The following is a 20,835-nucleotide window of genomic DNA, read 5'->3' on the forward strand; positions in this document are numbered from 1 at the left end:
AAGCGAATCATATTGCCGACGGAGTTTGAGTCATGTCTGTACAGGAATCTTCAAGGGCGAGGGGAGTCGACCGGGTCGTCTCCATCCTCAAGCAATTGCATAGCGTGCGGCGTCCCATGACCATGCGCGAACTGATTGAAGCAACGGGTGCGCCGCGTTCCAGTATCTATGAGCTCGTGACGATCCTGACTGAGGCCGGTTGGCTGGAAGCGGGCGCGGACGGCAGCGTGTTCTTCGGCCGGGAGATGCACTATTACGGGTCCGACTATGCAGTGCACAACGACCTGATCAGCCGGGCGCATCTGGTTATCCTTGGCCTTGTCCGGAGCCACGACGAGACCGCGCAGCTCTGCATGCTGGAGGGCAACAAGTACACGGTGGTGTTGTCGGAAAACAGTTCGCGCCCGTTCAACATCAGTTCAGATATAGGCGTGAAGGTCCCTATTCCCTGGACTGCTTCTGGTCGCTTGCTACTCGGTCATTTAAGCGTGGATGAAATTCTCGCGCTGATTCCAGAGGAAGACTTCGTGCTCGATAACGGCAAGCGAATCGAAGTGCCGGAATTCCTGGGCGATGTCGAGCGTGCCGCGCAACAAGGATTTTTCTGCACGGAAGGCCTGTCCCATACGTTCCGATATTGCATGGCGGCGCCCGTGCGCGACAAGAACGGACAAGCCGTTGCGGCGCTGTGTTTCATGACCAGCCGCGACACCGACCCGAACAAGCGCGCAGCCATGCTCGAAGACCTCATACGGTCTGCGAAAACCTTATCGCAGCCGTATTACGGTACGCGTTTCAGCGCGGCGGGTTGATCGCGGCAAGAGGCATATGGCCGCGCTGAAATGGCGATGCGTCAAACCGTTCAGGTACCCAGGCTGGCCGCAATCTGCACGTCTTGTACCGCTACGCCGGTGAGATCGGCCACGGTGATCTGGGCGGGATTGGAGTCGTCGCGAGCGCGCTGGCCGGCGTCAAGCAATGCGCCGAGTTCAAGCAACTGCTTCGCATGAATCAGTCCGGCGGATAACGCATGCGAGATTTCGCCGTATTTGCTGCACTGATCGATAGAATCCACCACGATCACCCCGGCGCGCCCGACGATTGCCGGATCGAGTTCCTGCTTGCCCGCGCTGTCCGCGCCGACCGCGGTGATATGCGTGCCGTTGCGGATCCACTCGGAGCGCAGCAGCGGTTCGCGCGATGGCGTTGTGGTGACTATCAGGTTAGCGTTCGCCGCGACGGCCTCAGCGGAGTCCATCGCCTGCACGTTGAAGCCCAGTGCCGACATTTCTTCCACGTAGTGTCCACGGTTTTTCGCGCTGGGTCCCCATACGAAGACGTCCCGGCAACCGGTCACCGGTTGCAAATACTCAAGCTGCAACCGCGCTTGCTCGCCGCTGCCGATAATGCCAATCCCGCGCACCTCACGCGGCGCGAGCAATCGTGCCGCGAGCTGCCCGGCGAGCGCCGTGCGCACGCAGGTGAGCCAGCCTTCATCCTGCAGCAGCGCGAGCGGTTCGCCTGTTGTGGCGGAAAAAAGCACGATCAGGCCGTTGTTGCTCGGCAAGCCTTGCTTGGGGTTATCGTAGAAGCCAGTAGACACCTTGACCGCGAAAGCCGCTGCACCGTCGACATAAGCGGACTTGACACAACAGTCGCCATTCGCCGCATCGAACTGGAAGTTCTGGACCGGCGGCACCTGGACGGTCTTGCGGGAATAGGCCACGAACCCTTCCTTAATCATCTGCACCGCGCGTTCCATGTTGAAGCGCGCGATGATCTCGTCTTTCGTCCAGATTTTCACTTAACGGCCTCGATGAATTTATTCAGCATGATGTTGCGTCCGCACAGCACCACGGCTACTGCACGGCCTTGATATTGGGGGCTAATTTTCAGCATTGACGCCAGCGCGACACCGGCTGCACCTTCCACCATCCAGCGGTCGGTTTGCGCAAGCAGCTTCATTGCTGCCTTGATCTCTTCTTCTGTCACCAGCGCGGTACCGGTAATGACTTCCCGGCCAATATCGAAGGTCACGGAGTCGGGTTCTACTCCACCTGCCGTGCCATCGGAAATTGTTTCGCTTTCCTCAACGTCAATGATCTTGCCCGCTTTGAGCGAGCTATACAAAGCGGTCGAATTCGCAGGCCAGCAGCCGATCACATCGGTGCGTGGAAGCAGCGTTTTGACCGCCGTGCCGATACCCGAGATAAGGCCGCCGCCGCCAACGGAGGCGAACACCGCCGCCAGATCGTCAATCGTGCCGTTCGCCTGCTCATGCAGTTCCATGCCGATCGTGCCTTGACCGGCTATGACGTCGAGATCGTTGTAAGGCGACACGAACGCCATGCCCCGGAGCTTCGCTTGCCGGGCCGCTTCCAGTTCGACGGCCAGCGTTGTGTCGTTGAGCGTCACCACCTCGGCGCCCAGTGCACGAATAGCGTCGAGCTTGATCGCAACTGCGGATGTGGACGCATAGACCGTAACGGGCACGCCCGCAAGCTTGCCGGCGAGCGCTACGCCCTGACCATGATTGCCGCTCGACACTGTCAGCACGCCATTGCGGCGAGCATCAGCGTCAAGCAGGCGCAGCTTGTTGATCGCGCCGCGAAACTTGAACGAGCCGGTATGCTGCAGATGCTCGCACTTCAAGTACACGTCGCATCCGGTCGCCTTCGACAACATCGGACTGAACGCAAGCGGCGTCACGCTTACTTGCGGTCGAATAGCGCGATGCGCTTCCTCAATGCGTTGAAACAGATCATTCATCACTCGTTGCCCCTCAATTCCTTCAGGTAATTGAACACCGTGGCGCGGCCGATCGACAGCACTTTCGCCACGTAGTTAGCCGCACTCTTGCCCTTGAACGCGCCTTCCTCATGCAATGCTTCGATCAGTGCGCGCTTGTGCTCGCGCGTCAGCATGGAGAGGGCAAGCTTGCGTTCCTGCAGCCAGTGGTTGAGAAAGATATTTACGCGCTCTTGCCAGTCGTCCTGGAATAGCTTCTCGGGCTGCGGTTGCAGCGCGGTGCTTGAGAGGAGCAGGTCAAGCGCCTGCCTGGCTTGCTCCAGCGCCGCAATATGAAAATTGATGCACATGACGCCAATCGCCTGACCTGTATCGCTGCGCACGACAATACTGACCGAGCGAATCTTGCGGCCGTCCCAGCCCAGTTTTTCATACGGACCGATCACACTTTCGTCCGGATCGAACTCGATGTCATCAAGCGATGATTCGTCGCCCAACTCGCGTTTGGACTGGTTGTTCGCTACATGCACCACGGTTTGCGTGCTGAGGTCGTGAATGACGACTTCCGTGTATGGCGGAAACAGCAAGACGATACCGTCGGCGATGCCGCTGTAGCGAGCAAGCATCTCCGCTGACGGCTTGGGTTCGCTCCCCTTGATCACCCGCTTGGTCGGCGGCTTGGAGGTCGGCTTAGACGAAGGACTCACCGTAAGCTCGACGGTTGGTCCAGAGGCAATTTTCAAATTACGTGCTTTAGTCATTATTCAATGTCGGTTCGTGCGGAACAGTCGTGCGATGTTCCGCACGCGCGGCTTAGTCGACCGCTAGATCGACCGTAAAGTATTTCTTCAACAACTTCTGGTAAGTGCCGTTGCGCTTCAGTTCCAGGAACGCACCGTTGAGCGCGTCGACCAGTTCCTTGTCACCCTTGCGCACACCCATACCCACTCCTGTGCCGATAACTTTTGCGTCCTTGACCGGCGGTCCCGCGAACGCAAAACCTTTGCCGGCGGGCTGATTCAGGAAGCCAAGACTCGCCGCGGTCGCGTCAACGAACGTCGCGTCCAGGCGTCCTGCGGCCAGGTCGGCATAGACCAGGTCCTGGGTTTGATAGCTGACCACGTCCACGCCTTTCGTGGCCCACATTTCCTTGGCGTATTGCTCCTGAATCGACCCTTGCAGCACGCCCACTTTATGCGATGCCAGCGACGCAGCCGTGGGTTGTAAGGGGCTACCCGCGCGTGCGACCAGTTGTGCAGGCGTTCGGTACAGCGGCTGCGTAAAATCGATTTGCTCGCTGCGTTTCGCGTTGATGTTCATCGCGGAGTCTATCGCGTCAAACTTGCGTGCTTGCAACGCGGGAATCAGCCCATCGAACGCATTCTCGACCCATACGCATTTCGCTTTCAGCTGCGCGCAAAGCGCATTCCCAAGGTCGATGTCGAAGCCTTGCAACTGGCCGTCCGCCGCTTTCGATTCGAACGGCGGGTAAGCCGCTTCCACGCCGAAGCGGATGGTTGAAATCTCCTTCGCCTGAACCTGCACCGCTACCGACATAGACGCCGTGCATAGCGCAACCGCAAGCAGCGCATTTATCGCATTTTGCCTCATGACTATCCTCACTTCCGCGTTTTAAAGAATGAAAAGGGCTAAGAAAATGGAGTTGACGCGACGTGGCTTGGACCCGCGCCTGGACGCAGCTAAAAGTCGTTGAGCAGGTGACCGGTCTTGCGATGAGGCAACGCTTCTTTGCCTGCAAGCAACGCGACGCGCTGGCCGGGGCGCACGAGCTTCATGTATTGCTGCACGATCAGCAGTCCATCGACATCGCTGAATACCGGATGACGCGCGGCGCCTATCTCACCAAGCAGCGGAATAATCTCGGCGATGAGTTCGCCGGCTTTGACGGTATCGCCGGGACGCTTTTTATAGGCGACGAGACCTCCGACCGGAGCCGGCACATGCGACACACCTTCGAGCGGGAACACCATCACATCTTTCTCGGCTAGCGGATGAAAACCGTTGTCATTGTCGGCATCGAGATCCACGAGACCGCGCAAAGCGAGGTAATGCAGGATGCCTTGGGCATCGGCAAGCGCAAAAACATCCGACACGTCGGCCTGTCCGCGAAGTTCGATCGAGGTGCAGAACGCGGCGTGTTCTTCATCTACTACGCCTGCTTGTTGAAGCACCGACCAGCATTGCGCAATGGCTTCGTCGAACGGCGCTCCGCCTGCGCGTTCCTCAAGGAACACCGCCTTGATCTGCATGCAGCGAGCCAGCGCAACCGCTTGCGCGCGCTGGCTGCGATTACTGTAAAGATGCAGGATGCCGTCCGTGTCGCAATGCAAATCCAGCACGATGTCGTGTTGCAATGCTTCGGTCAGCAACGCCGCTTTCATGGCTGCGACGGGATCGAGTGGCGTTAGTTTTGCGGCCACATCCGCGAATAAAGCCTTCGCGCTCTTGACGTTGTTATGGCCGATATCGCGGGTAGCCAGCGCTGTCTCCACGCGGCTGGTGAGATCAGGAAAACGGCGGTTGAAGTTCTCGCCGTTGTCGAGATTGAAGCGTCCTGTATGCGCGCCGAACACGCGTTGGCCCAAACCAATGGGGTTGGCGAACGGCCGCACGACAATCCGTCCGCGGATGCGGCCCGCGTTATCGAGCTTGACCAGTGCATCGAGCAGATGCTGGATCACCAGCATGCCGGGCAACTCATCCGCATGCAGACCCGCCTGGATATAAGCGCTGAGTGGTGACCCAACCGACGACCCAACGGACCCAACGCCCTCGAAGGTGTGTTTCAACAGGCGATGTGAGGCGCCCGGCGACAGGGCCGGCAACTCGGAATGGTCAGTCAATAGCGTCATGTCGTTTACCGAAATGTACTTATTAGTCTAAGATAGACTGTAAAATATAATCGGTCAAACTAAAAAATGAACGGTGTGGATGTTGGCCGTTTCAGCAGGGATGACGCAGTCCGGTTGTGTTTTTTTAGCCCATCATTTCGGCTATCGTTACAGGTAGTCGATCCACGGAGATTTCAATGAAGATCAAAGACTTTCTTGTCGAACGCTGGATGGACCGGTACGAGCATGCGGCGCGCTATAACCTCGCTGAAACCTGTGTTGAATCGCTGACGGTGGCGCAATTGCTTGAATTGACGGGCAAGCGCGGCAGCCTGATCGACGAGCTTCTGCCCATGAAGCTGACCTATGGAGCGATCGAAGGGTCGGACCGGTTGCGGTCCAACATCGCGGCTTTATATGAGCGGCAGGCGCCGAAGAATATTGTCGTGACGCACGGCGCTATCGGCGGCAATGCACTCGTATACGAAACCCTGATCGAGCCCGGAGACCGTGTGATCGCGGTGTTGCCGACATACCAGCAGCACTATTCAATTCCCGAAAGCTATGGTGCCGACGTGCAGACCATGACGCTGCGCGAAGAGAACGGTTTCCTGCCGGATCTCGACGAACTCCGCAAGCTGGCAAACCAGAAGACAAAGCTCATCGCCATCAACAACCCGAACAACCCGACGGGCTCGCTGATGGATGAGGCTTTTCTTAAGGAGGTGGTGGCCATCGCCCAATCGTGTGGCGCTTACCTCTTGTGCGATGAGGTTTATCGAGGCACGGACCAGGAAGGCTCAGGATTCACCGCGTCTGTCGCCGATCTTTATGAACGAGGTATTAGTACCGGCAGCATGTCGAAAACGTGGTCGCTGGCGGGACTGCGCTTGGGGTGGATTGCCGGACCGGTCGACCTGATTCGCGCGGTGTGTATTCACCGGGACTACAACACCATCAGCGTGGGGATGATCGACGATCACCTTGCGTCCATTGCACTTGAGGCCAAGGACAAGATCCTGGCTCGCAACCATGCTATTACGCGGACGAATCTCGCGGTACTCGATAACTGGGTCGGCAAGCAGAAAGGGGTATCGTATGTGAAGCCCAAGGCCGCGACGGTGTGCCTGCTCAAGTTCGATGTCGACATGTCGTCGACGGAATTTTGCACCGCGCTGATCGAGGCGACCGGCGTCATGTTCACGCCGGGTAGCGCGTTCGAAATGGAAGGGTATATCCGGGTTGGTTTCGCTAATCCACTCGATGTCCTTCAAGAGGGCTTGACTAGAGTTTCAGACTTCCTTGAGGACATTGAACGCCGGTAAGCGAGCGCCTGCGGCTAGCGGCGGCCACGCTATTTATCGTTGCCCGCACGGTTTCATATCGCGCGTTATGCTGCCAGGTACTCACCTAAGAAGGGAAGGATCATTGATGACACATTTTGCTTTCACTGCCGGATCCGTCGCTGTTGTCACGGGCGGTGCTGCCGGTATCGGCCTCGCTGCAGCCAAGCGATTTGCGCAACTCGGACTGCGCGTCTGCATCGCGGATCTGGGTGCGGACCGACTCGCGCACGCAGCGCAAGAGGTCGCCATCCTGGCGGCCCATGGAGCGGACGATGTCATGGCCGCCGAGACGGACGTCAGCCGCGTGGAGGACCTGCGTCGACTGGAGGCAGCGGTTCAGAAACGCTTCGGTGGTACAGATATCCTCATGAACAACGCCGGGATTCAACCTGGCAGCGCCATGTTCGGTCCGGCCGCTAACTGGGAACGGGTGCTCGATGTCAACCTGTGGGGCGCCATCCGCGGCACCCAGGTTTTCGTGCCTGCCATGATCGCGCGCGGCCGACCGGGTGTGATTATCAACACCGGCTCCAAGCAAGGCATCACTACGCCGCCCGGCGACCCGGCCTATAACGTTTCCAAAGCAGGCCTGAAGGCGTTCACCGAAGCGCTGCAGCACGAGTTGCGTAACACGCCGGATTGCCGGTTAAGCGCTCATTTGTTGATCCCGGGTTTTGTATTCACGGACCTTGCAGCTCATGGTCGAACCGAGAAGCCGGCCGGCGCCTGGACGCCTGAGCAAACCGTCGACTTCATGATGGAACGCCTGGACGCCGGCGACTTCTACATTCTCTGTCCCGACAATGACGTGCCTCGCTCCCTCGACGAGAAACGCATCCTGTGGGCTGCGGGAGACATTGTCGAGAACCGCGCGCCGCTGTCGCGCTGGCATCCGGACTACAAGCAGGCGTTCGAGGCGTTCAGTAAGAAAACCGAAAATAAGTAGTGATCCTGAGCACTTCGTCCACCACGACGTAGCGCTCGCCAGCATCGTTGACCTTGGGCGCTCTCATGGCAGAGCGCCCAATTTTCGACAGAGCCGCTCCGTCAGCGTGACCGCCAAAACCGCCTATTCCTCCAGATGCGGTCCCAGTAGCGACAGGTTGGGCCCGGTGTAGAAATCGAAGAGGCTCAAATTGTCTATCGTGTAGCGGGACAGCGAGGCATCGAACGTATCGTCAGGTTGCTTTGAGGGAGGCCGTATGTCGTAGACGGGACTCATGCGCTCTTGCCAGGCCAGGAAGCTTTGACGAGCGTCGCCCCGCACGCTGAAATTGCTATGCACGATGCCGGGCGCGAGCGTCGGCCGCTCTGGTAACAACAAGCGGCTTAGCGGTATAGCGGTGTGTAGCGGGTCGTCGCTCGATGCAGTGCTCATCGCTGGTTCCCGTCCAGTTTTGATCCGCCCGATGTGGCTGGAGTTTATGGTGAGCGACTAGCCCGGCAGGAGCGGGTTAGTGCAGGTTGCGAAGCATACCAGTGCTTGCTCGCCTTAGCTCTCTGCGAACGGCTTGATCGCGAATCAGCGCCTCGAATGCAGATCAAAATCTGGCTGCGTCAAAGCCCCAGACAAACCGCCCCGGCCGCGACGACCACGCACGCGAGCCAGCGCTTTGCACTGACCGCTTCCCCCAGAAACACTCGCCCGATGAGCACCGCGAACACCACGCTGGTTTCGCGTAACGCGGACACCGCGCCCATTGCGCCCGACTGCAACGCCCAGATCACGATGCCATACGCCGCGATCGACACCAAGCCGCCGACGAGCGACGAGCCGATCGCCATGGGCGCCGCCCGTACTGGTGTCCACAGCGCGGCAAGCCCACGCTTCGCAACGAATAGCACCGGCATCAGCCAATAGAACAGGAACATCCACGCGGTGTAGGCGAGCGCCTGGCCGCCGGATAACCGCACGCCGATGCCGTCGATCACGGTGTAGAGCGCGATCGTCGCGCCGGTCGTCAACGCGGCCAGCACACCCGTGCGCGACACGCGACGCCCCTGTAGCGCGATCGCGATGATGCCGCCCGATATCATCACGATGCCGACCGCGTGCAAGGGGCCGATCGCCTCATGCGCGAAGAGCGCCGCGCCGAGCGCAACGAGCAGCGGCGAGGAGCCGCGCGCAATCGGATACGCTTGCGCCAGATCGTTGCGGCGATATGACCGCACAAGGGTCACGTTATAGACAATATGCACGAGCCCCGATGCGACGATGTACGGCCAGGCCGCGCTGGCCGGCCACGGCGTGAAGAGAATCACGACCATAGAGACCGCCGCGATCGCGATGCTCATCCACGTCATGGACAGGAACCGGTCGGCGTTGCCATGCAGCATCGCGTTCCAGCTTGCATGGAGCAGGGCTGCAACGAGGACAAGACCGCCAGTAAAACTGAGCATGCAATTCGGAACCGGAAAGGGTGCGGAGATTACGCTTCGCGCGAACAAACGCCGCTATTCAGCGACAGGTGCCAGAGATGCCAGAGGACTCGACAATGCCGTCCCGTGTTCGCTCGCCGAGTGATGTAGACAACTGGCTGGCAACGCCAGAATGAAGCTTCTGTACGAAGGTTATCTATCTTATGACTGGCTTACAAACCATAAAAATTGGGTATTCGCGTTAGACAAACTCTCTTGAATAAGGTGGGGATCGCCGTTACTCATCAACCGGTTTGACGTTTCACATGACCTCTGAGCAGGCTCGGCGCTCTTAGCAATTTCCACGGGCCATAGCGCCGCCTAGCGCACTAAACTAAATCGCTTGAGACGCTCCGCGCCAAAAACCCTTTGCGGAGCATCAAGACCAACAAGCCCGTCTTATTCAGGCAGCGGATCGAACGACTTTGGCTCGTGGAACGGACAGCCGTTATGACTCTGGCGGAACTCGGACGACATGTGATACGCCGGCTTGCGTGTCCGGTTCACCCCGCCGAGCGGGCGATGAGCGCTTAACCCGTGCCAGGGACTGAATGCCATTCCATCGTCTACCGCAGTTGATCGCGCATCTGACCATGCCGGCTGCGCGTTGACCACAATTCGTGCAACAGCCACGTACGGGCTTTCATCCTCGGGCCACTTTTTTGCGGCATCCTCAATGGGCATCTTTTCAATGTCAGTGGCAAGTTGAACGCGTAACTCCCACTGACCGCCGCTTGACGCAAAAAACTCATTAACCGATTCGCGCAGGCCGTCGGGCCGGTCTTTAAGATCGACTGGCGCGTCGACCAGCGCGGTCAAACCGGCCGATACGGGCGCGATGCTGAGCTTGGCGAAGTAGGTGCCGTAGAGGAGCGGGACCACGCTGTAATACGTCTCTCCAAGGAGGTTGGTTTGCGGGTGCCCACCCAAGCTTTTTAGAGTTCCGCTTTCACCGCCCAGGCCTTCGATCGCAGCTTCGGCACCGCGTAAAACTGCCGACAGGGCTTGCTTCATACCCGGACCTTTGTCGGTTGTCTTAGCCAGCAGCTTTAGCGTTTTGAGAAATGCCTTCGGGGTAGACGCGGTAAACGCCGGCGCATTCTGCATTACAAAGTCCTGCGTTGTATCGGATTCGCTTCCTGGCAAACGGGGACCTTCGGCTCCCATGACCTTGATCGCGAGACCGCGCGGCGTCGATACGCTGTCTGCCAGCAGGTCACCCGGATTGGCCGAAAACCGCAATACGACGGGATAACTGCCGGGCGTGGCGAACAATCCCTGAGCCAGTTCTGGCGGGAGCCCGGCGACCACGTGCAACTCGCCTTGCAGCAAACCATGGCTTTTCGCATGCACGCTGCGCACAGCATGGCCGTAGTCATGCGAAGTGGTATCGAGAATAGTGCGCAACGTTTCCATGAGTTCACGCGTTGTTTCGGCCTCGTCTTCAGGGATCTGCTCGAACGTTGAATCGTAGGGTAAGGGTTTCACTGCTTGCAAACTTGACATGAGTGGGCTCCGCTATGTGGGACGAATGTGTCCTAAGGGCGAGTTTTGTTTTAATGTCGACCCTGCAAGCGATGTTCCCGCGCTCAGCAACAACATCATGAATGGGGCGGAGGCTTTATTGGCAGCGGGCGTTATCGGTAGATCGCGCAGATGCATGACCACATCGAATATGAAAGGTTGCTATGTTGCATCTATAGGGGCAGACTCAGAGCGGGGCCTTTCCTTACAAAAAAGAATAAGACACAAGCCTCCATTTCACCGCACCCCACCATCGCATCGCTACGTAAGTGGCGTTTGCACAACCGCTCCCATCCCAGTTCCACGCGAGGCCGCACGGCTACGCCATGCATTCAACGATTGAAAACTGCGATCTCGAGTCCATCCATGCGCTTGGCCTGATCCAGGCGCATGGCGCATTAGTGGCATTCGATCGAGCCGGATTGACCGTCGCCCGCTCTGTCAACGCGACGTCTTTACTCGGACACGTGCCTGACTTGGGCATGAAGATGAGCGATGCACATTTTGATCAAACCGCGAGAGAGGCCATCGCCCGGCGGCTGGCACAACCCGAGCTACTTGAGGAGGGCGTGCCATGTTTCGGAGCGCATCATCGTCGTTTTGAACTTGCAATGCATTGGTCCGATGGTTTGCTCATTGCCGAGTGGGAAGCGAAACCACTAAGCGCTCCGCCGACCACGCATTACGCCAACCTGGTACAGCAAAGCATTCAGCAACTACAGCGCAGTGCCGCCTCTTCCTTGGCGCAACTGCTGCAAGTCGCGACCGATGCCATACGCATGCTGACCGGTTTTGATCGCGTCATGGCGTATCAGTTTCTGCCGGATGGGAGCGGCAGTGTGAACGCTGAGTCCAAGCGTGCCCAACTAGCCTCTTACCTTTATCTACGTTATCCGGCGGGAGATATTCCTGCACAGGCGCGACGTTTTTATGTCCTCAATCCCATTCGGCACATTGCAAATGTTGGAGAGGCGCCGGTTCCGATCGAACCTGTTACTGTGCCGGCAAACGGTAAGCCGTTGGACCTTACTCACTCGATCTTGCGCAGCGTCTCGCCCATTCACATCGAATACTTGAAGAACATGGGCGTCGCGGCCTCGATGAGTGTTTCCATCGTGGTCGATGGCAAACTGTGGGGACTTATCGCGTGTCATCACATGGAGCCGCGGTCGGTTCCTCATGCGGTTCGCGTGTCCTGTACCGTCCTGACGCAAGTGCTGTCCATCACCGTCGAGCGGAACGAACTGTCGCAACGCTCAATCGCCGAGCGTCGCATTGACGATTTGCGTGGCCAGGTCGCCAACGCGCTGGCTTCATCGGAAGACGCGACGGCGGCCCTGCTGGCCGCGAATGATGCAATGCGCGGCCTGATTGGTTGCGACGCGCTGTCGGTCCTGATGGGCCAGCGGGTGGGGTCCTTTCCGGCTAACCTCGACCGCGCGGCTGCCATCAAGGTGGCCGACTACATGAGCGACCACCACCAGGACTTGCTGGTGACCGACTCCATTTCACGGGATGTACCGGAACTCGACGGGTTGCTCACGGAGATCAACCATGCCTCAGGCATTCTCGCGATCCAATTGAGCGGCACGCCGGCGATCACGATCATCTGGTGGCGCGCAGAACTCGTTGAAACAGTTCATTGGGCGGGACAACCCGACAAGCTCACGGCGAGCGGCACCCATGGCGAATACCTGAGGCCACGAAAATCGTTTGAGGTCTGGAAAGAGACGGTGCGTGGCAGCAGTCGAGCTTGGGACGCGACAGACCGTTTTGCATCCCGTGAACTGAAAGCGATCTTGCAGGAAGTGGCGCTTGATCACATCCGGGTCGCCGAGCGCGAACGGGCGGCTTTACTGGCAATCATGGGGCACGACTTGCGCGATCCCCTGCAAGCCATCGATATGGTCGTCACGCTGATGGGGCGAGGACTTGTATCGAATGCTGATGGCGTCAAACGCATCGAATACTCATCGCAGCGCATGCAGTCCCTGATCGCCTACATCCTGGACGTAAGCCGCCTGCGTACGGGTGTGGGCCTGGCCATGGACGTTCGCAGCGTAACGCTCGCGCCGCTCCTGTACGCGACATTCGAACGCGCCCAACAAGCGCACCCTGGGGTCGAGATGACCGTGGAGATTGGCGACCTTGCAGACTGTCCCGTGGATGGCGACCGTCTAGTACAGGCGCTCTCTAACCTGCTGAGCAATGCCCGGCATCACGGCGACATGCGCTTTCCGATCCACGTGAGCGCGAGCCGCAGCGGTACTCAATGCCGTATTGCGATAACAAACCGCATCCCGGCTGGCGCCTCGTTCACGCCCGGGCCAATGACAAGTCCCTTCAATGTGACGTCGTCGCGGAACCCCCGGAACAAAACGGGGCTTGGCCTGGGGCTATACATCGCAAACGCGATCACCCTTGGCCTTGGCGGTGCGCTGGAAGTTGATCGCATCAGTGACGATGCTCGATTCACAATTGTTCTCAACGACAACGCATCATCAACGGGAACGGATCGTTAAGCATTGCTTGGCAAGTGAACCCGTTGTGCAAACCGACATACCCTGCAATCCCCCGCACTAAGCGAAAAATTGCCAGGCAATATCGGGAGGAACTCAATGAGCTCCCGAACGATGTCTGTCATTCCATAAGCTCTCGACCCTCCACCGCTCTCTTTGATCGAGCACGCATCATTAAGATGCCCTCGGCGTAACCTCATGCCCGCCGACAATTCCCGGAGGCGATCGTATAAGTTCAAATTTCGATTGGGAAGAACGTTCCAGACGATCGCTATCCAGTTAGCCGATCACCCGGGAAATCATCTATGGACAACGGTTCGCGCGCGGATCGTGCGTTGCCGGTCGCTACAAGCACAAATCCACTGTCCGCGAAATGATGATCTTCGAGATCGATCGTGATCTTGAAAACTGGTCTTACTTAGCAAAAATTGCGCACTTACGATCCTTCGCAATCCTGCTTACAGGACCTGATTTTCAAGTTGTTTTATCTATTCACGATATCTTTGGGGTGGGGCGATGAAGAAACAAATCCTGGGAATTGCCGCGTGCATGTCGGTGTATGGCGTTGCGCACGCTCAAAGTTCGGTGACGCTCTACGGGCTCCTCGACAATGGCTTCGTGTTCAATTCGAATTCAAAGGGTAGCCGCCAGTACGAATTGGGTTCCGGCAACCTGCAAGGCGATCGTTGGGGCTTGATCGGCTCGGAGGATCTGGGCGGTGGGTTGAAGGCCATCTTTCGCCTGGAGGGCGGCTTCAATATCGATAACGGCACGCTAGGCCAGGGCGGCGCGGAGTTCGGCCGCAAGGCGTATGTAGGACTCGCGAGCTCCATGGGCACGGTAACCCTCGGCCGCCAGTACGACTTGCTCGGCGACTATGTCGGCAGCTTCGAGTCGGGCAACGCCGAAAAGCTGGTGACGTTGAAAGAGTGGGGCAGCATATACGGCTCGCATCCGGGCGACATGGACAACCTCGACAACACCAACCGGATCAACAACTCGATCAAGTACGCCAGCCCCAACTATAGCGGCCTGACCTTCGGCGGCTTCTACAGCTTCGGCGGCAAGGCAGGCGAATTCACGCAGGACCAGATCTATGCTGTCGGTGCGGGTTATGACAACGGCCCCCTTGCCCTCGGCGTGGCATATGAAAATGCGCGCGACCCGAACTTCTCGGTCTTTGGCACGAATCCCAGCGCGAACTCGCCGACATCGACCTCGGCGCTCAACATGTCGAGCCCGGTGTATAGCGGGTTTGCGTCGGCGCATACATGGCAGGTCGTCTCGGCAGGCGCCGCGTACAAGATCGGCAACGCGACCATTGGCGGCGTGTACAGCAACGTTCAGTTCAAGGACATCGGCGCTGAGGCAGGCGCGGGCCTCAATCCGCAGAAGCTGACGGGCACCGCGACGTTCAATATCGGAGAAATCAACTTCGCCTACCTGGTGACGCCGGCTTTGCAATTGGGCACGGCCTACACCTATACGCGCGGCAGTTCGATCGGCAGCATCTCTGGAGCCAGCTACAGCCAGGTCAATCTCGCGGCGAACTATGCGCTCTCCGTGCGCACGGACCTGTATCTCGTCGGCATCTACCAGCACGCAAGCGGGAAGGATTCGACCGGAAAAACGGCGGTTGCGGCAATCAGCAACCTGTCCAACTCGTCGACTGATGTGCAGACGGCGTTGATCGTCGGTATTCGTCACAAGTTCTGATCGTATGGGAAACGCCGCGCACCGTCATGCGGTGCGCGACTCAAGGAACCAAGATATCAGCGCACGTAGGAGGCGGCGTTCAGGTCGATGGTCGAGCCGGTGGCGTGGTCGGCAAGACCGCTGAGCAGGAATGCCACGGTCGGCGCGATGTCGCCGGGCTCGGTCAGGCGATCGAGGGCGATGTCGCTGGTGGCGTAATCCTCGCCATACTGATCGATGAATGCCTGCGCCATCTCGGTACGCGTGAATCCGGGCGCGAGTGTGAATGCCTTGATGCCGGCCTTGCCGAAACCGCGCGCAATCGAGCGGGTCAGCGCGACCACGCCGGCTTTGGAGGCTGCGTAAGCGAGGTAGTCGGGCTGGTCGCCGCGAAATGCCGCTCGCGAGGCAATGTTGACGATCCGGCCGCCGCCTCGGGTCTGAAAATGTGCGATGGCGGCGCGGCTCAGCAGTCCGGTTGCCGTCAGGTTGACCGCCATGGTCTGGTTCCAGTGAGCGAGCCAATCGGCGGTTGCCGACGCAAGCGGCGATTCGATCGCGATGCCCGCATTGTTCACCAGGGCGTCGAGCGTGCCGAACTCGGCCTCAACCTCTGTCCAAAGGGCTGCGGTGGCAACGGAGGATGCGAGGTCGGCGCCGAACGCCACGGCGCCGTTGCCGATCTCCGTGGCGAGCGCTTCAGCTGCCTCCCTGCTCCCGCGATAATGCACGGCAACCCGCGCGCCCGACGCGCCGAGCCTGCGGGCGATGGCCGCGCCAATACCGCGGCTTGCGCCGGTCACGAGTATGTGCCTTCCTGATAGATCCACTAGCATGGCAAGAATTCCTTTCTGGTCTTGTGTAGAGTAATAATGGCGCAGCGCGAATGTCGCCGCGCCGGTGCCATGATCGTGTCACGTCTTCGATCATTCGTGCATCCCTCTCCGGAGGGGCTGCCGACAGTCATTCAATCTGCCGCACCCCAAGCGTTCCACGAGGCGTTCCTCAAATGCAAGCGCAGACAGCTATCCTCCCGCGCATTATCGGCGCGATGGGCAACCCCGATTTCGCGGCGGTAACGGCACGCTCCGTTCTCGATTGGCTCGGCTTCGAACTGGCGGCGGTCGTCGTTCATCGGCGGGATGACAAGCCGGGTCTCATGTTCGATAACTTCGATGCGGCGCACGGCACGCAGGGAATCCAGAACTACGTCGCCGTGACGCATCACCTGAATCCCGTACTGCAGTCCCTCGCCCATCCTGGCGCATTTCGCGCGCGCGACTACGAGATTGGAGCGCAAGGCATCGGCGAAAACGTGCGGCCGTATCTCATCAAGAGCGAGGACGAGGAACTCGGCTACCGCACGGTGGGATGGCCCGCGCGAATGGAGGAAATCGGGCTGTACTTCGGGGCGTGCGGGGGCGTGGTCGAACTCAGTTTCTACCGCGAACGCGCGGCACGCAGGTTGTCCGCCGGCAAGCTGCAGGATCTGGCGGCCCTCGGCGCGCCAATGGCGGCGGCGTTCGACCGGCAGGCCGTGCTAAGCGGACCACGGGAGCCCGCAGCGGCGGCGCTGATGGCGACGTTGTCGCGGCGGGAGGCCGAAATTGCGGGAATGCTGCTGATCGGATGCAGCTCGGAGGCAATCGCGCTTCGTCTTGGCATCAGTCGCCATACGGTGAAGGATCATCGCAAGCAGATCTTTCGCAAGCTCGGTGTCGGTTCGCTTGCCGAGTTGTTCGCCCTGCAGAGGCAGCTCGACTGAACGGCTTTGGACGCGCCAAGCCGATCCCTCCGTGGAGGGATGGCGGCGGCCTTCGCAGGCTGTCACCATAAGCCCTTCATTTACGTGGAGAGAGGCTGATGAAATACGTCCGGATGTCCATCGAAGTCGAGTCCCCCGAAGAGTTCGGGTATGGGCGCATTCAATACAATCTGTCGGAAAGCTCGATCGCCGATCAGACCCTTGCCAGCCTGAATCTGCAGGTGCCGGACCTGAAGCTGCTCTATGGCGAGCATCGGGGCAGCCCGGCCTTGCGGTCGCTGATCGCCGGTGACAGCACGGGGCTTGGCGTCGATGATGTTCTGATTACGACGGGTGCAGCGGGGGCACTCTTTATCATCACCACGGCGCTCCTAACCGCGGGCGATCATCTGGTCGTGGTCCGTCCGAACTATGCGACGAATCTGGAAACGCCGAAGGCGATCGGCTGCGACATCACGCATATCGATCTTCTTTTCGAGGAGTCCTTCGCAATCGATTTCGATAAGCTCGCCGCAGCGATCACGCCTCGAACGAAGGTGATCAGCGTGACATGCCCGCACAATCCAACGGGCGTCGTGGTGTCCGAGGCCGAGTTGCACGCGCTCGTGGAGCTTGCGCGGAAAAGTAGATGCTATCTGCTGGTGGACGAAACTTATCGCGATCTTTCATATGGTCGGCTGTTGCCACTCGCGGCATCGTTAGGTTCGCATGTCATCAGCGTGTCCTCGTTGTCGAAGGCGTATGGGGCGCCGGGCCTGCGGCTTGGATGGATCGTCACGAAGGATGCGCGGCTGCAGGAACTCTTTCTGGCGGCGAAGGAGCAGATCAGCATTTGCGGCAGCGTGATCGACGAATGGGTGGGCGAGCAGATTCTTTCCAACAAGCAGGCGATTCTGGAACCGACGCTCACCGAAATGCGCAAGCGCCTGGAATTAATAAGCAATTGGATTGCAGGTGAAGATCTGCTTGAATGGGTCGAGCCTGCGGGCGGCGTGGTTTGTTTTCCGCGCATGCGATCCGAACCTGTAGGCGGGACCGACGCGTTTTATCGCCGGCTGATTGAAGAGCAGGGGACCTACGTAGGTCCGGGTCACTGGTTCGAAATGTCCGACCGGTACTTCAGGCTTGGATATGGCTGGCCGACTCGCGCAGAACTTGAAGCGGGCCTCAAGGGGATTTCTACGGCGTTGCGCTGCTAAGCAGGTGGGTAGGTCTACTCGCCCTCAACGTTGATAGTCGTCTTGTCGATTTGCGTGCAAGGGGCGAGCATTCTGACGCACCACGTTCAGGCAACCTGCGGCGCTTGCGTTGAATGCGCCGCGAGAAATGCGCAGACTGCGTTGGTGACTTGACGGGTCGTTGCTGTGCCGCCAAGGTCAGCTGTATGGGTTGCGGGATTCGCCGTCACGTGCTCAATGGCCTCCATCACTACGCGCGCCGCGTCCATTTCGCCAAGATGCTCGAGCATCATGACGACTGACCAGAACGTACCAATAGGATTCGCGAGTCCCTTGCCCATGATGTCGAACGCTGACCCGTGGATGGGCTCGAACATGGACGGATAGCGGCGCTCAGGATCGAGATTGGCCGTCGGCGCGATGCCCAGGCTTCCGGCCAAGGCAGCAGCCAGGTCGCTCAGGATATCGGCGTGAAGGTTGGTCGCGACAATCGTGTCAAGCGTAGCAGGACGATTCACCATGCGCGCAGTGGCGGCATCAACGAGTTCCTTGTCCCATGTGACATCCGGAAACTCCTTCGAAATCTCCAGGGCGATTTCGTCCCACATCACCATTGCATGGCGCTGTGCATTGCTCTTGGTGACAACGGTCAGCAGCTTGCGTGGACGCGACGCTGCGAGGCGAAAGGCGAAACGCAGGATTCGTTCAACGCCTGCTCGCGTCATGATCGAAACGTCGGTTGCGACTTCGATCGGATGGCCTTGATGCGCTCGGCCGCCAACCCCTGAATATTCGCCCTCTGAATTTTCCCTGACGATTACCCAGTCGAGATCAGCCGGACCACAGCGTTTAAGCGGCCCATCGATGCCCGGCAGAATTCTCGTGGGACGCACATTGGCGTACTGGTCGAAGCCCTGACAAATCTTGAGGCGGAGTCCCCATAGCGTGACGTGATCGGGGATCGCCGGGTCGCCGGCTGAGCCGAACAGAATGGCGTCCTTATGCCGGATCGCATCAAGGCCGTTGGCTGGCATCATCACTCCGTGCTCACGGTAGTAGTCGCCGCCCCAGACGAAGTTTTCGAACTCGAACGTAAAGCGACCCGTTTGCGCGGCCAGTGCTTCCAGCACTTCCTGTGCTGCCGGCACCACTTCTTTGCCGATGCCGTCTCCGGGGATGGTGGCGATCTGATAACGCTTCATCGGTGGACTCTGAAATTGGAAAACATGCGGCCATGCTAAAGCGCAACTAGCCCGCAAAACGCGGCCGGAGTTAAACTGTCTTTAACTTTGAGTTAATAATGTTGTGGCTAATGACTTCCCAGTGATCTCTCAATGACCTCTCCAATACAGGCAGAAGACTTGAGTTTTTTCTCCATCCTGGCGAGCTGTGGCAGCCTGACAGCCGCTGCGCGCGAGTTGGGATTAAGCACGGCGGCGGTCAGCAAGCACCTCTCTCAAATGGAAGCGCGCGCAGGCGTCGCGCTGGTGAGCCGGACGACCCGCCGGATGAGCCTCACGCCTGAGGGCGAGCTCTACGCGACCCGTGCGCGGAAAATCCTTAGCGACATGGATGAGCTCGCGCAGCTGCTTGGCGGCGCGACGGCTGCGCCGAGCGGGTTGCTGCGCGTGAATGCCACGCTGGGTTTCGGCCGCAGTCATATTGCCCCTGTCATCTCGCGATTCGTTAAGCTGTATCCTGAGGTCGACGTGCAGTTGCAGCTATCGGTCGATCCTCCTCCCCTTAGCGAAAATTCCTTCGATGTATGCGTGCGGTTCGGCGAGGCGCCGGACTCGCGCGTCATTGCCTGGCGGGTAGCGCCGAACCGGCGCTTGCTCTGCGCCGCACCGGCTTACTTTGCTGATCATCCACTTCCCCGGCATCCTCAGGATCTCGCGCAGCACAATTGCATCGGCATACGCCAGGGCGATGATGGCTACGGCATCTGGCGGTTGATAACGGGGCGCGGCGCGACGGAGAAAGCCGAGGTCATACGGGTCCGAGGCAACCTCACTACGAACGATGGCGAGATCGCAGTCAAATGGGCGCTTGACGGTCACGGCATCCTGATGCGCGCAGAGTGGGACATTGCCGAATACTTGCGCGACGGCCGCTTGATACACGTATTGCAGGCCTACCGGACTCCGGATGCCGATATTTACGCGGTCGTTCCGCAGCATCTGCAAACGACCCCGCGCGTTAAGTCGTTTGTCGATTTCCTCATCCTTGCCTTGCGAAATGAATAAGCACGTTGCCTTCTTTCGGAACTTGAATCTCGGACGGCCGAATTGCCCTACCAAGGTCCAGTTCGAAGAAGCGTTCGCTGCCGCAGGCGCGGTGTCGGCGTCTTCGTTCCTGACAAATGGAACCATGGTCTTCACAACAAGCCCTGGCAGTCAACCGCAAAAAGTGCTCAATCGTGCTTGCGAGACGCTTCGTGGAACGTGTGGTCTTAAAGAGCCGGGCTACATTCGCACCATTGCTTATTTGACTCAGCTCATCACGCTCGACCCTTTCGGCGAAATCGAGTCGAATAGCGTTCACGCGTGCTGTGTGTCCTTCCTTCATGCAGCAGAGGATTCGTCCGCTTTGCAGCTACCCTTGGAATCGAAACGTGGCGACGTAAAGGTGCTGCAATTAACCCATTCCGAGGCGTTTAGCCTCAGTGTCAAAGTCGGAAATTCGCCAGGAAGTCCCAACGCATTTCTTGAGAAGCTCCTCGGTATTCCTGTTACAACGCGTAGTTGGAACACCATCGTTCGTTTAGTCCAAAAACATGCCTGAGCGTTT

At 58.9% G+C, this 20,835-nt stretch carries 19 protein-coding genes; 9 read left to right on the top strand and 10 right to left on the bottom strand.

The window, feature by feature from the left end; genetic code table 11:
• The first annotated feature begins 32 nt into the window (after positions 1–32).
• Positions 33–812 (top strand): IclR family transcriptional regulator, encoded by a 780-nt coding sequence (locus GSQ93_RS06120; protein ID WP_158934736.1) that lies wholly within the window; start codon positions 33–35, stop codon positions 810–812.
• A gap of 50 nt (positions 813–862) precedes the next feature.
• Here the strand turns inward: GSQ93_RS06120 and GSQ93_RS06125 are convergent, their stop codons facing one another.
• The 5 genes from GSQ93_RS06125 to GSQ93_RS06145 all read right to left on the bottom strand — a co-directional run bounded on the left by GSQ93_RS06125 (position 863) and on the right by GSQ93_RS06145 (position 5,621).
• Positions 863–1,804, bottom strand: coding sequence for an ornithine cyclodeaminase family protein (locus GSQ93_RS06125; RefSeq protein ID WP_158934737.1), 942 nt, complete (start codon positions 1,802–1,804; stop codon positions 863–865).
• Positions 1,801–2,769, bottom strand: a complete 969-nt coding sequence (locus GSQ93_RS06130) for a threonine/serine dehydratase (RefSeq protein WP_158934738.1) — start codon at positions 2,767–2,769, stop codon at positions 1,801–1,803. Before GSQ93_RS06130 ends, GSQ93_RS06125 begins: the two co-directional genes overlap by 4 nt.
• Entirely contained in the window at positions 2,769–3,455 is a 687-nt protein-coding gene (locus GSQ93_RS06135) for a transcriptional regulator (RefSeq protein ID WP_301952048.1), read from the bottom strand. The genes GSQ93_RS06130 and GSQ93_RS06135 overlap by 1 nt, the downstream gene beginning before the upstream one ends.
• 106 nt (positions 3,456–3,561) lie before the next feature.
• On the bottom strand, positions 3,562–4,359 hold the full coding sequence (locus tag GSQ93_RS06140; protein WP_158934739.1) for an ABC transporter substrate-binding protein: 798 nt from the start codon (positions 4,357–4,359) through the stop codon (positions 3,562–3,564).
• An 89-nt stretch (positions 4,360–4,448) separates the two neighbouring features.
• Positions 4,449–5,621, bottom strand: a complete 1,173-nt coding sequence (locus GSQ93_RS06145) for a succinylglutamate desuccinylase/aspartoacylase family protein (RefSeq protein ID WP_158934740.1) — start codon at positions 5,619–5,621, stop codon at positions 4,449–4,451.
• A 176-nt stretch (positions 5,622–5,797) separates the two neighbouring features.
• On the opposite strand from GSQ93_RS06145, the gene GSQ93_RS06150 reads away from it, so the two are divergent.
• Positions 5,798–6,925: an aminotransferase gene (locus tag GSQ93_RS06150; RefSeq protein ID WP_158934741.1), complete on the top strand. Its 1,128-nt coding sequence runs from the start codon at positions 5,798–5,800 to the stop codon at positions 6,923–6,925.
• A gap of 106 nt (positions 6,926–7,031) precedes the next feature.
• Positions 7,032–7,892: an SDR family NAD(P)-dependent oxidoreductase gene (locus tag GSQ93_RS06155; protein ID WP_158934742.1), complete on the top strand. Its 861-nt coding sequence runs from the start codon at positions 7,032–7,034 to the stop codon at positions 7,890–7,892.
• A gap of 123 nt (positions 7,893–8,015) precedes the next feature.
• On the opposite strand, the gene GSQ93_RS06160 is transcribed toward GSQ93_RS06155, so the two are convergent.
• From GSQ93_RS06160 to GSQ93_RS06170, 3 genes are all read right to left on the bottom strand, one after another.
• A complete protein-coding gene (locus GSQ93_RS06160) occupies positions 8,016–8,324 on the bottom strand; it encodes a hypothetical protein (protein WP_254073776.1) in 309 nt (102 codons plus the stop codon).
• 179 nt (positions 8,325–8,503) lie between these two features.
• Entirely contained in the window at positions 8,504–9,346 is an 843-nt protein-coding gene (locus GSQ93_RS06165; protein ID WP_158934743.1) for a DMT family transporter, read from the bottom strand.
• Positions 9,347–9,763: 417 nt separating this feature from the next.
• A complete protein-coding gene (locus GSQ93_RS06170) occupies positions 9,764–10,870 on the bottom strand; it encodes a catalase family protein (protein ID WP_158934744.1) in 1,107 nt (368 codons plus the stop codon).
• A gap of 344 nt (positions 10,871–11,214) precedes the next feature.
• Between GSQ93_RS06170 and GSQ93_RS06175 the strand changes: the two genes are divergently transcribed.
• Together GSQ93_RS06175 and GSQ93_RS06180 are read left to right on the top strand one after the other, a co-directional pair.
• Positions 11,215–13,410 carry a GAF domain-containing protein gene (locus GSQ93_RS06175; RefSeq protein WP_158934745.1) on the top strand — a complete coding sequence of 732 codons (2,196 nt, stop codon included), beginning with the start codon at positions 11,215–11,217 and terminating at the stop codon, positions 13,408–13,410.
• A gap of 513 nt (positions 13,411–13,923) precedes the next feature.
• The gene (locus GSQ93_RS06180; protein WP_158934746.1) at positions 13,924–15,123 is read left to right on the top strand and encodes a porin; all 1,200 of its coding nucleotides are present in this window, start codon (positions 13,924–13,926) and stop codon (positions 15,121–15,123) included.
• Between the two features lie 56 nt (positions 15,124–15,179).
• On the opposite strand, the gene GSQ93_RS06185 is transcribed toward GSQ93_RS06180, so the two are convergent.
• Positions 15,180–15,938, bottom strand: coding sequence for an SDR family NAD(P)-dependent oxidoreductase (locus tag GSQ93_RS06185; protein ID WP_158934747.1), 759 nt, complete (start codon positions 15,936–15,938; stop codon positions 15,180–15,182).
• Positions 15,939–16,111: 173 nt separating this feature from the next.
• On the opposite strand from GSQ93_RS06185, the gene GSQ93_RS06190 reads away from it, so the two are divergent.
• Together GSQ93_RS06190 and GSQ93_RS06195 are read left to right on the top strand one after the other, a co-directional pair.
• Positions 16,112–16,867, top strand: a complete 756-nt coding sequence (locus tag GSQ93_RS06190) for a helix-turn-helix transcriptional regulator (protein WP_158934748.1) — start codon at positions 16,112–16,114, stop codon at positions 16,865–16,867.
• Between the two features lie 98 nt (positions 16,868–16,965).
• Positions 16,966–18,066, top strand: coding sequence for an aminotransferase class I/II-fold pyridoxal phosphate-dependent enzyme (locus GSQ93_RS06195; protein WP_158934749.1), 1,101 nt, complete (start codon positions 16,966–16,968; stop codon positions 18,064–18,066).
• Between the two features lie 86 nt (positions 18,067–18,152).
• Here the strand turns inward: GSQ93_RS06195 and GSQ93_RS06200 are convergent, their stop codons facing one another.
• Entirely contained in the window at positions 18,153–19,247 is a 1,095-nt protein-coding gene (locus GSQ93_RS06200) for a tartrate dehydrogenase (protein WP_158934750.1), read from the bottom strand.
• A 132-nt stretch (positions 19,248–19,379) separates the two neighbouring features.
• Here GSQ93_RS06200 and GSQ93_RS06205 point away from each other — a divergent pair, with 132 nt between their 5' ends.
• Both GSQ93_RS06205 and GSQ93_RS06210 read left to right on the top strand, forming a co-directional pair.
• Positions 19,380–20,291, top strand: coding sequence for a LysR family transcriptional regulator (locus GSQ93_RS06205; RefSeq protein ID WP_158934751.1), 912 nt, complete (start codon positions 19,380–19,382; stop codon positions 20,289–20,291).
• Positions 20,284–20,829 (top strand): DUF1697 domain-containing protein, encoded by a 546-nt coding sequence (locus tag GSQ93_RS06210; RefSeq protein ID WP_158934752.1) that lies wholly within the window; start codon positions 20,284–20,286, stop codon positions 20,827–20,829. Before GSQ93_RS06205 ends, GSQ93_RS06210 begins: the two co-directional genes overlap by 8 nt.
• The last annotated feature ends 6 nt before the right edge of the window (positions 20,830–20,835 follow it).

The organism is Burkholderia sp. S171, from assembly GCF_009766085.1.
Taxonomy (GTDB): domain Bacteria; phylum Pseudomonadota; class Gammaproteobacteria; order Burkholderiales; family Burkholderiaceae; genus Caballeronia.

Excerpts from the sequence above, each read along its gene's own strand:
- GSQ93_RS06120 (WP_158934736.1), top strand. The coding sequence starts at position 33 with ATGTCTGTACAGGAATCTTCAAGGGCGAGGGGAGTCGACCGGGTCGTC.
- GSQ93_RS06130 (WP_158934738.1), bottom strand. The coding sequence starts at position 2,769 with ATGAATGATCTGTTTCAACGCATTGAGGAAGCGCATCGCGCTATTCGA.
- GSQ93_RS06140 (WP_158934739.1), bottom strand. The coding sequence starts at position 4,359 with ATGAGGCAAAATGCGATAAATGCGCTGCTTGCGGTTGCGCTATGCACG.
- GSQ93_RS06145 (WP_158934740.1), bottom strand. The coding sequence starts at position 5,621 with ATGACGCTATTGACTGACCATTCCGAGTTGCCGGCCCTGTCGCCGGGC.
- GSQ93_RS06150 (WP_158934741.1), top strand. The coding sequence starts at position 5,798 with ATGAAGATCAAAGACTTTCTTGTCGAACGCTGGATGGACCGGTACGAG.
- GSQ93_RS06155 (WP_158934742.1), top strand. The coding sequence starts at position 7,032 with ATGACACATTTTGCTTTCACTGCCGGATCCGTCGCTGTTGTCACGGGC.
- GSQ93_RS06160 (WP_254073776.1), bottom strand. The coding sequence starts at position 8,324 with ATGAGCACTGCATCGAGCGACGACCCGCTACACACCGCTATACCGCTA.
- GSQ93_RS06165 (WP_158934743.1), bottom strand. The coding sequence starts at position 9,346 with ATGCTCAGTTTTACTGGCGGTCTTGTCCTCGTTGCAGCCCTGCTCCAT.
- GSQ93_RS06170 (WP_158934744.1), bottom strand. The coding sequence starts at position 10,870 with ATGTCAAGTTTGCAAGCAGTGAAACCCTTACCCTACGATTCAACGTTC.
- GSQ93_RS06175 (WP_158934745.1), top strand. The coding sequence starts at position 11,215 with ATGCATTCAACGATTGAAAACTGCGATCTCGAGTCCATCCATGCGCTT.
- GSQ93_RS06180 (WP_158934746.1), top strand. The coding sequence starts at position 13,924 with ATGAAGAAACAAATCCTGGGAATTGCCGCGTGCATGTCGGTGTATGGC.
- GSQ93_RS06185 (WP_158934747.1), bottom strand. The coding sequence starts at position 15,938 with ATGCTAGTGGATCTATCAGGAAGGCACATACTCGTGACCGGCGCAAGC.
- GSQ93_RS06190 (WP_158934748.1), top strand. The coding sequence starts at position 16,112 with ATGCAAGCGCAGACAGCTATCCTCCCGCGCATTATCGGCGCGATGGGC.
- GSQ93_RS06195 (WP_158934749.1), top strand. The coding sequence starts at position 16,966 with ATGAAATACGTCCGGATGTCCATCGAAGTCGAGTCCCCCGAAGAGTTC.
- GSQ93_RS06200 (WP_158934750.1), bottom strand. The coding sequence starts at position 19,247 with ATGAAGCGTTATCAGATCGCCACCATCCCCGGAGACGGCATCGGCAAA.
- GSQ93_RS06205 (WP_158934751.1), top strand. The coding sequence starts at position 19,380 with ATGACCTCTCCAATACAGGCAGAAGACTTGAGTTTTTTCTCCATCCTG.
- GSQ93_RS06210 (WP_158934752.1), top strand. The coding sequence starts at position 20,284 with ATGAATAAGCACGTTGCCTTCTTTCGGAACTTGAATCTCGGACGGCCG.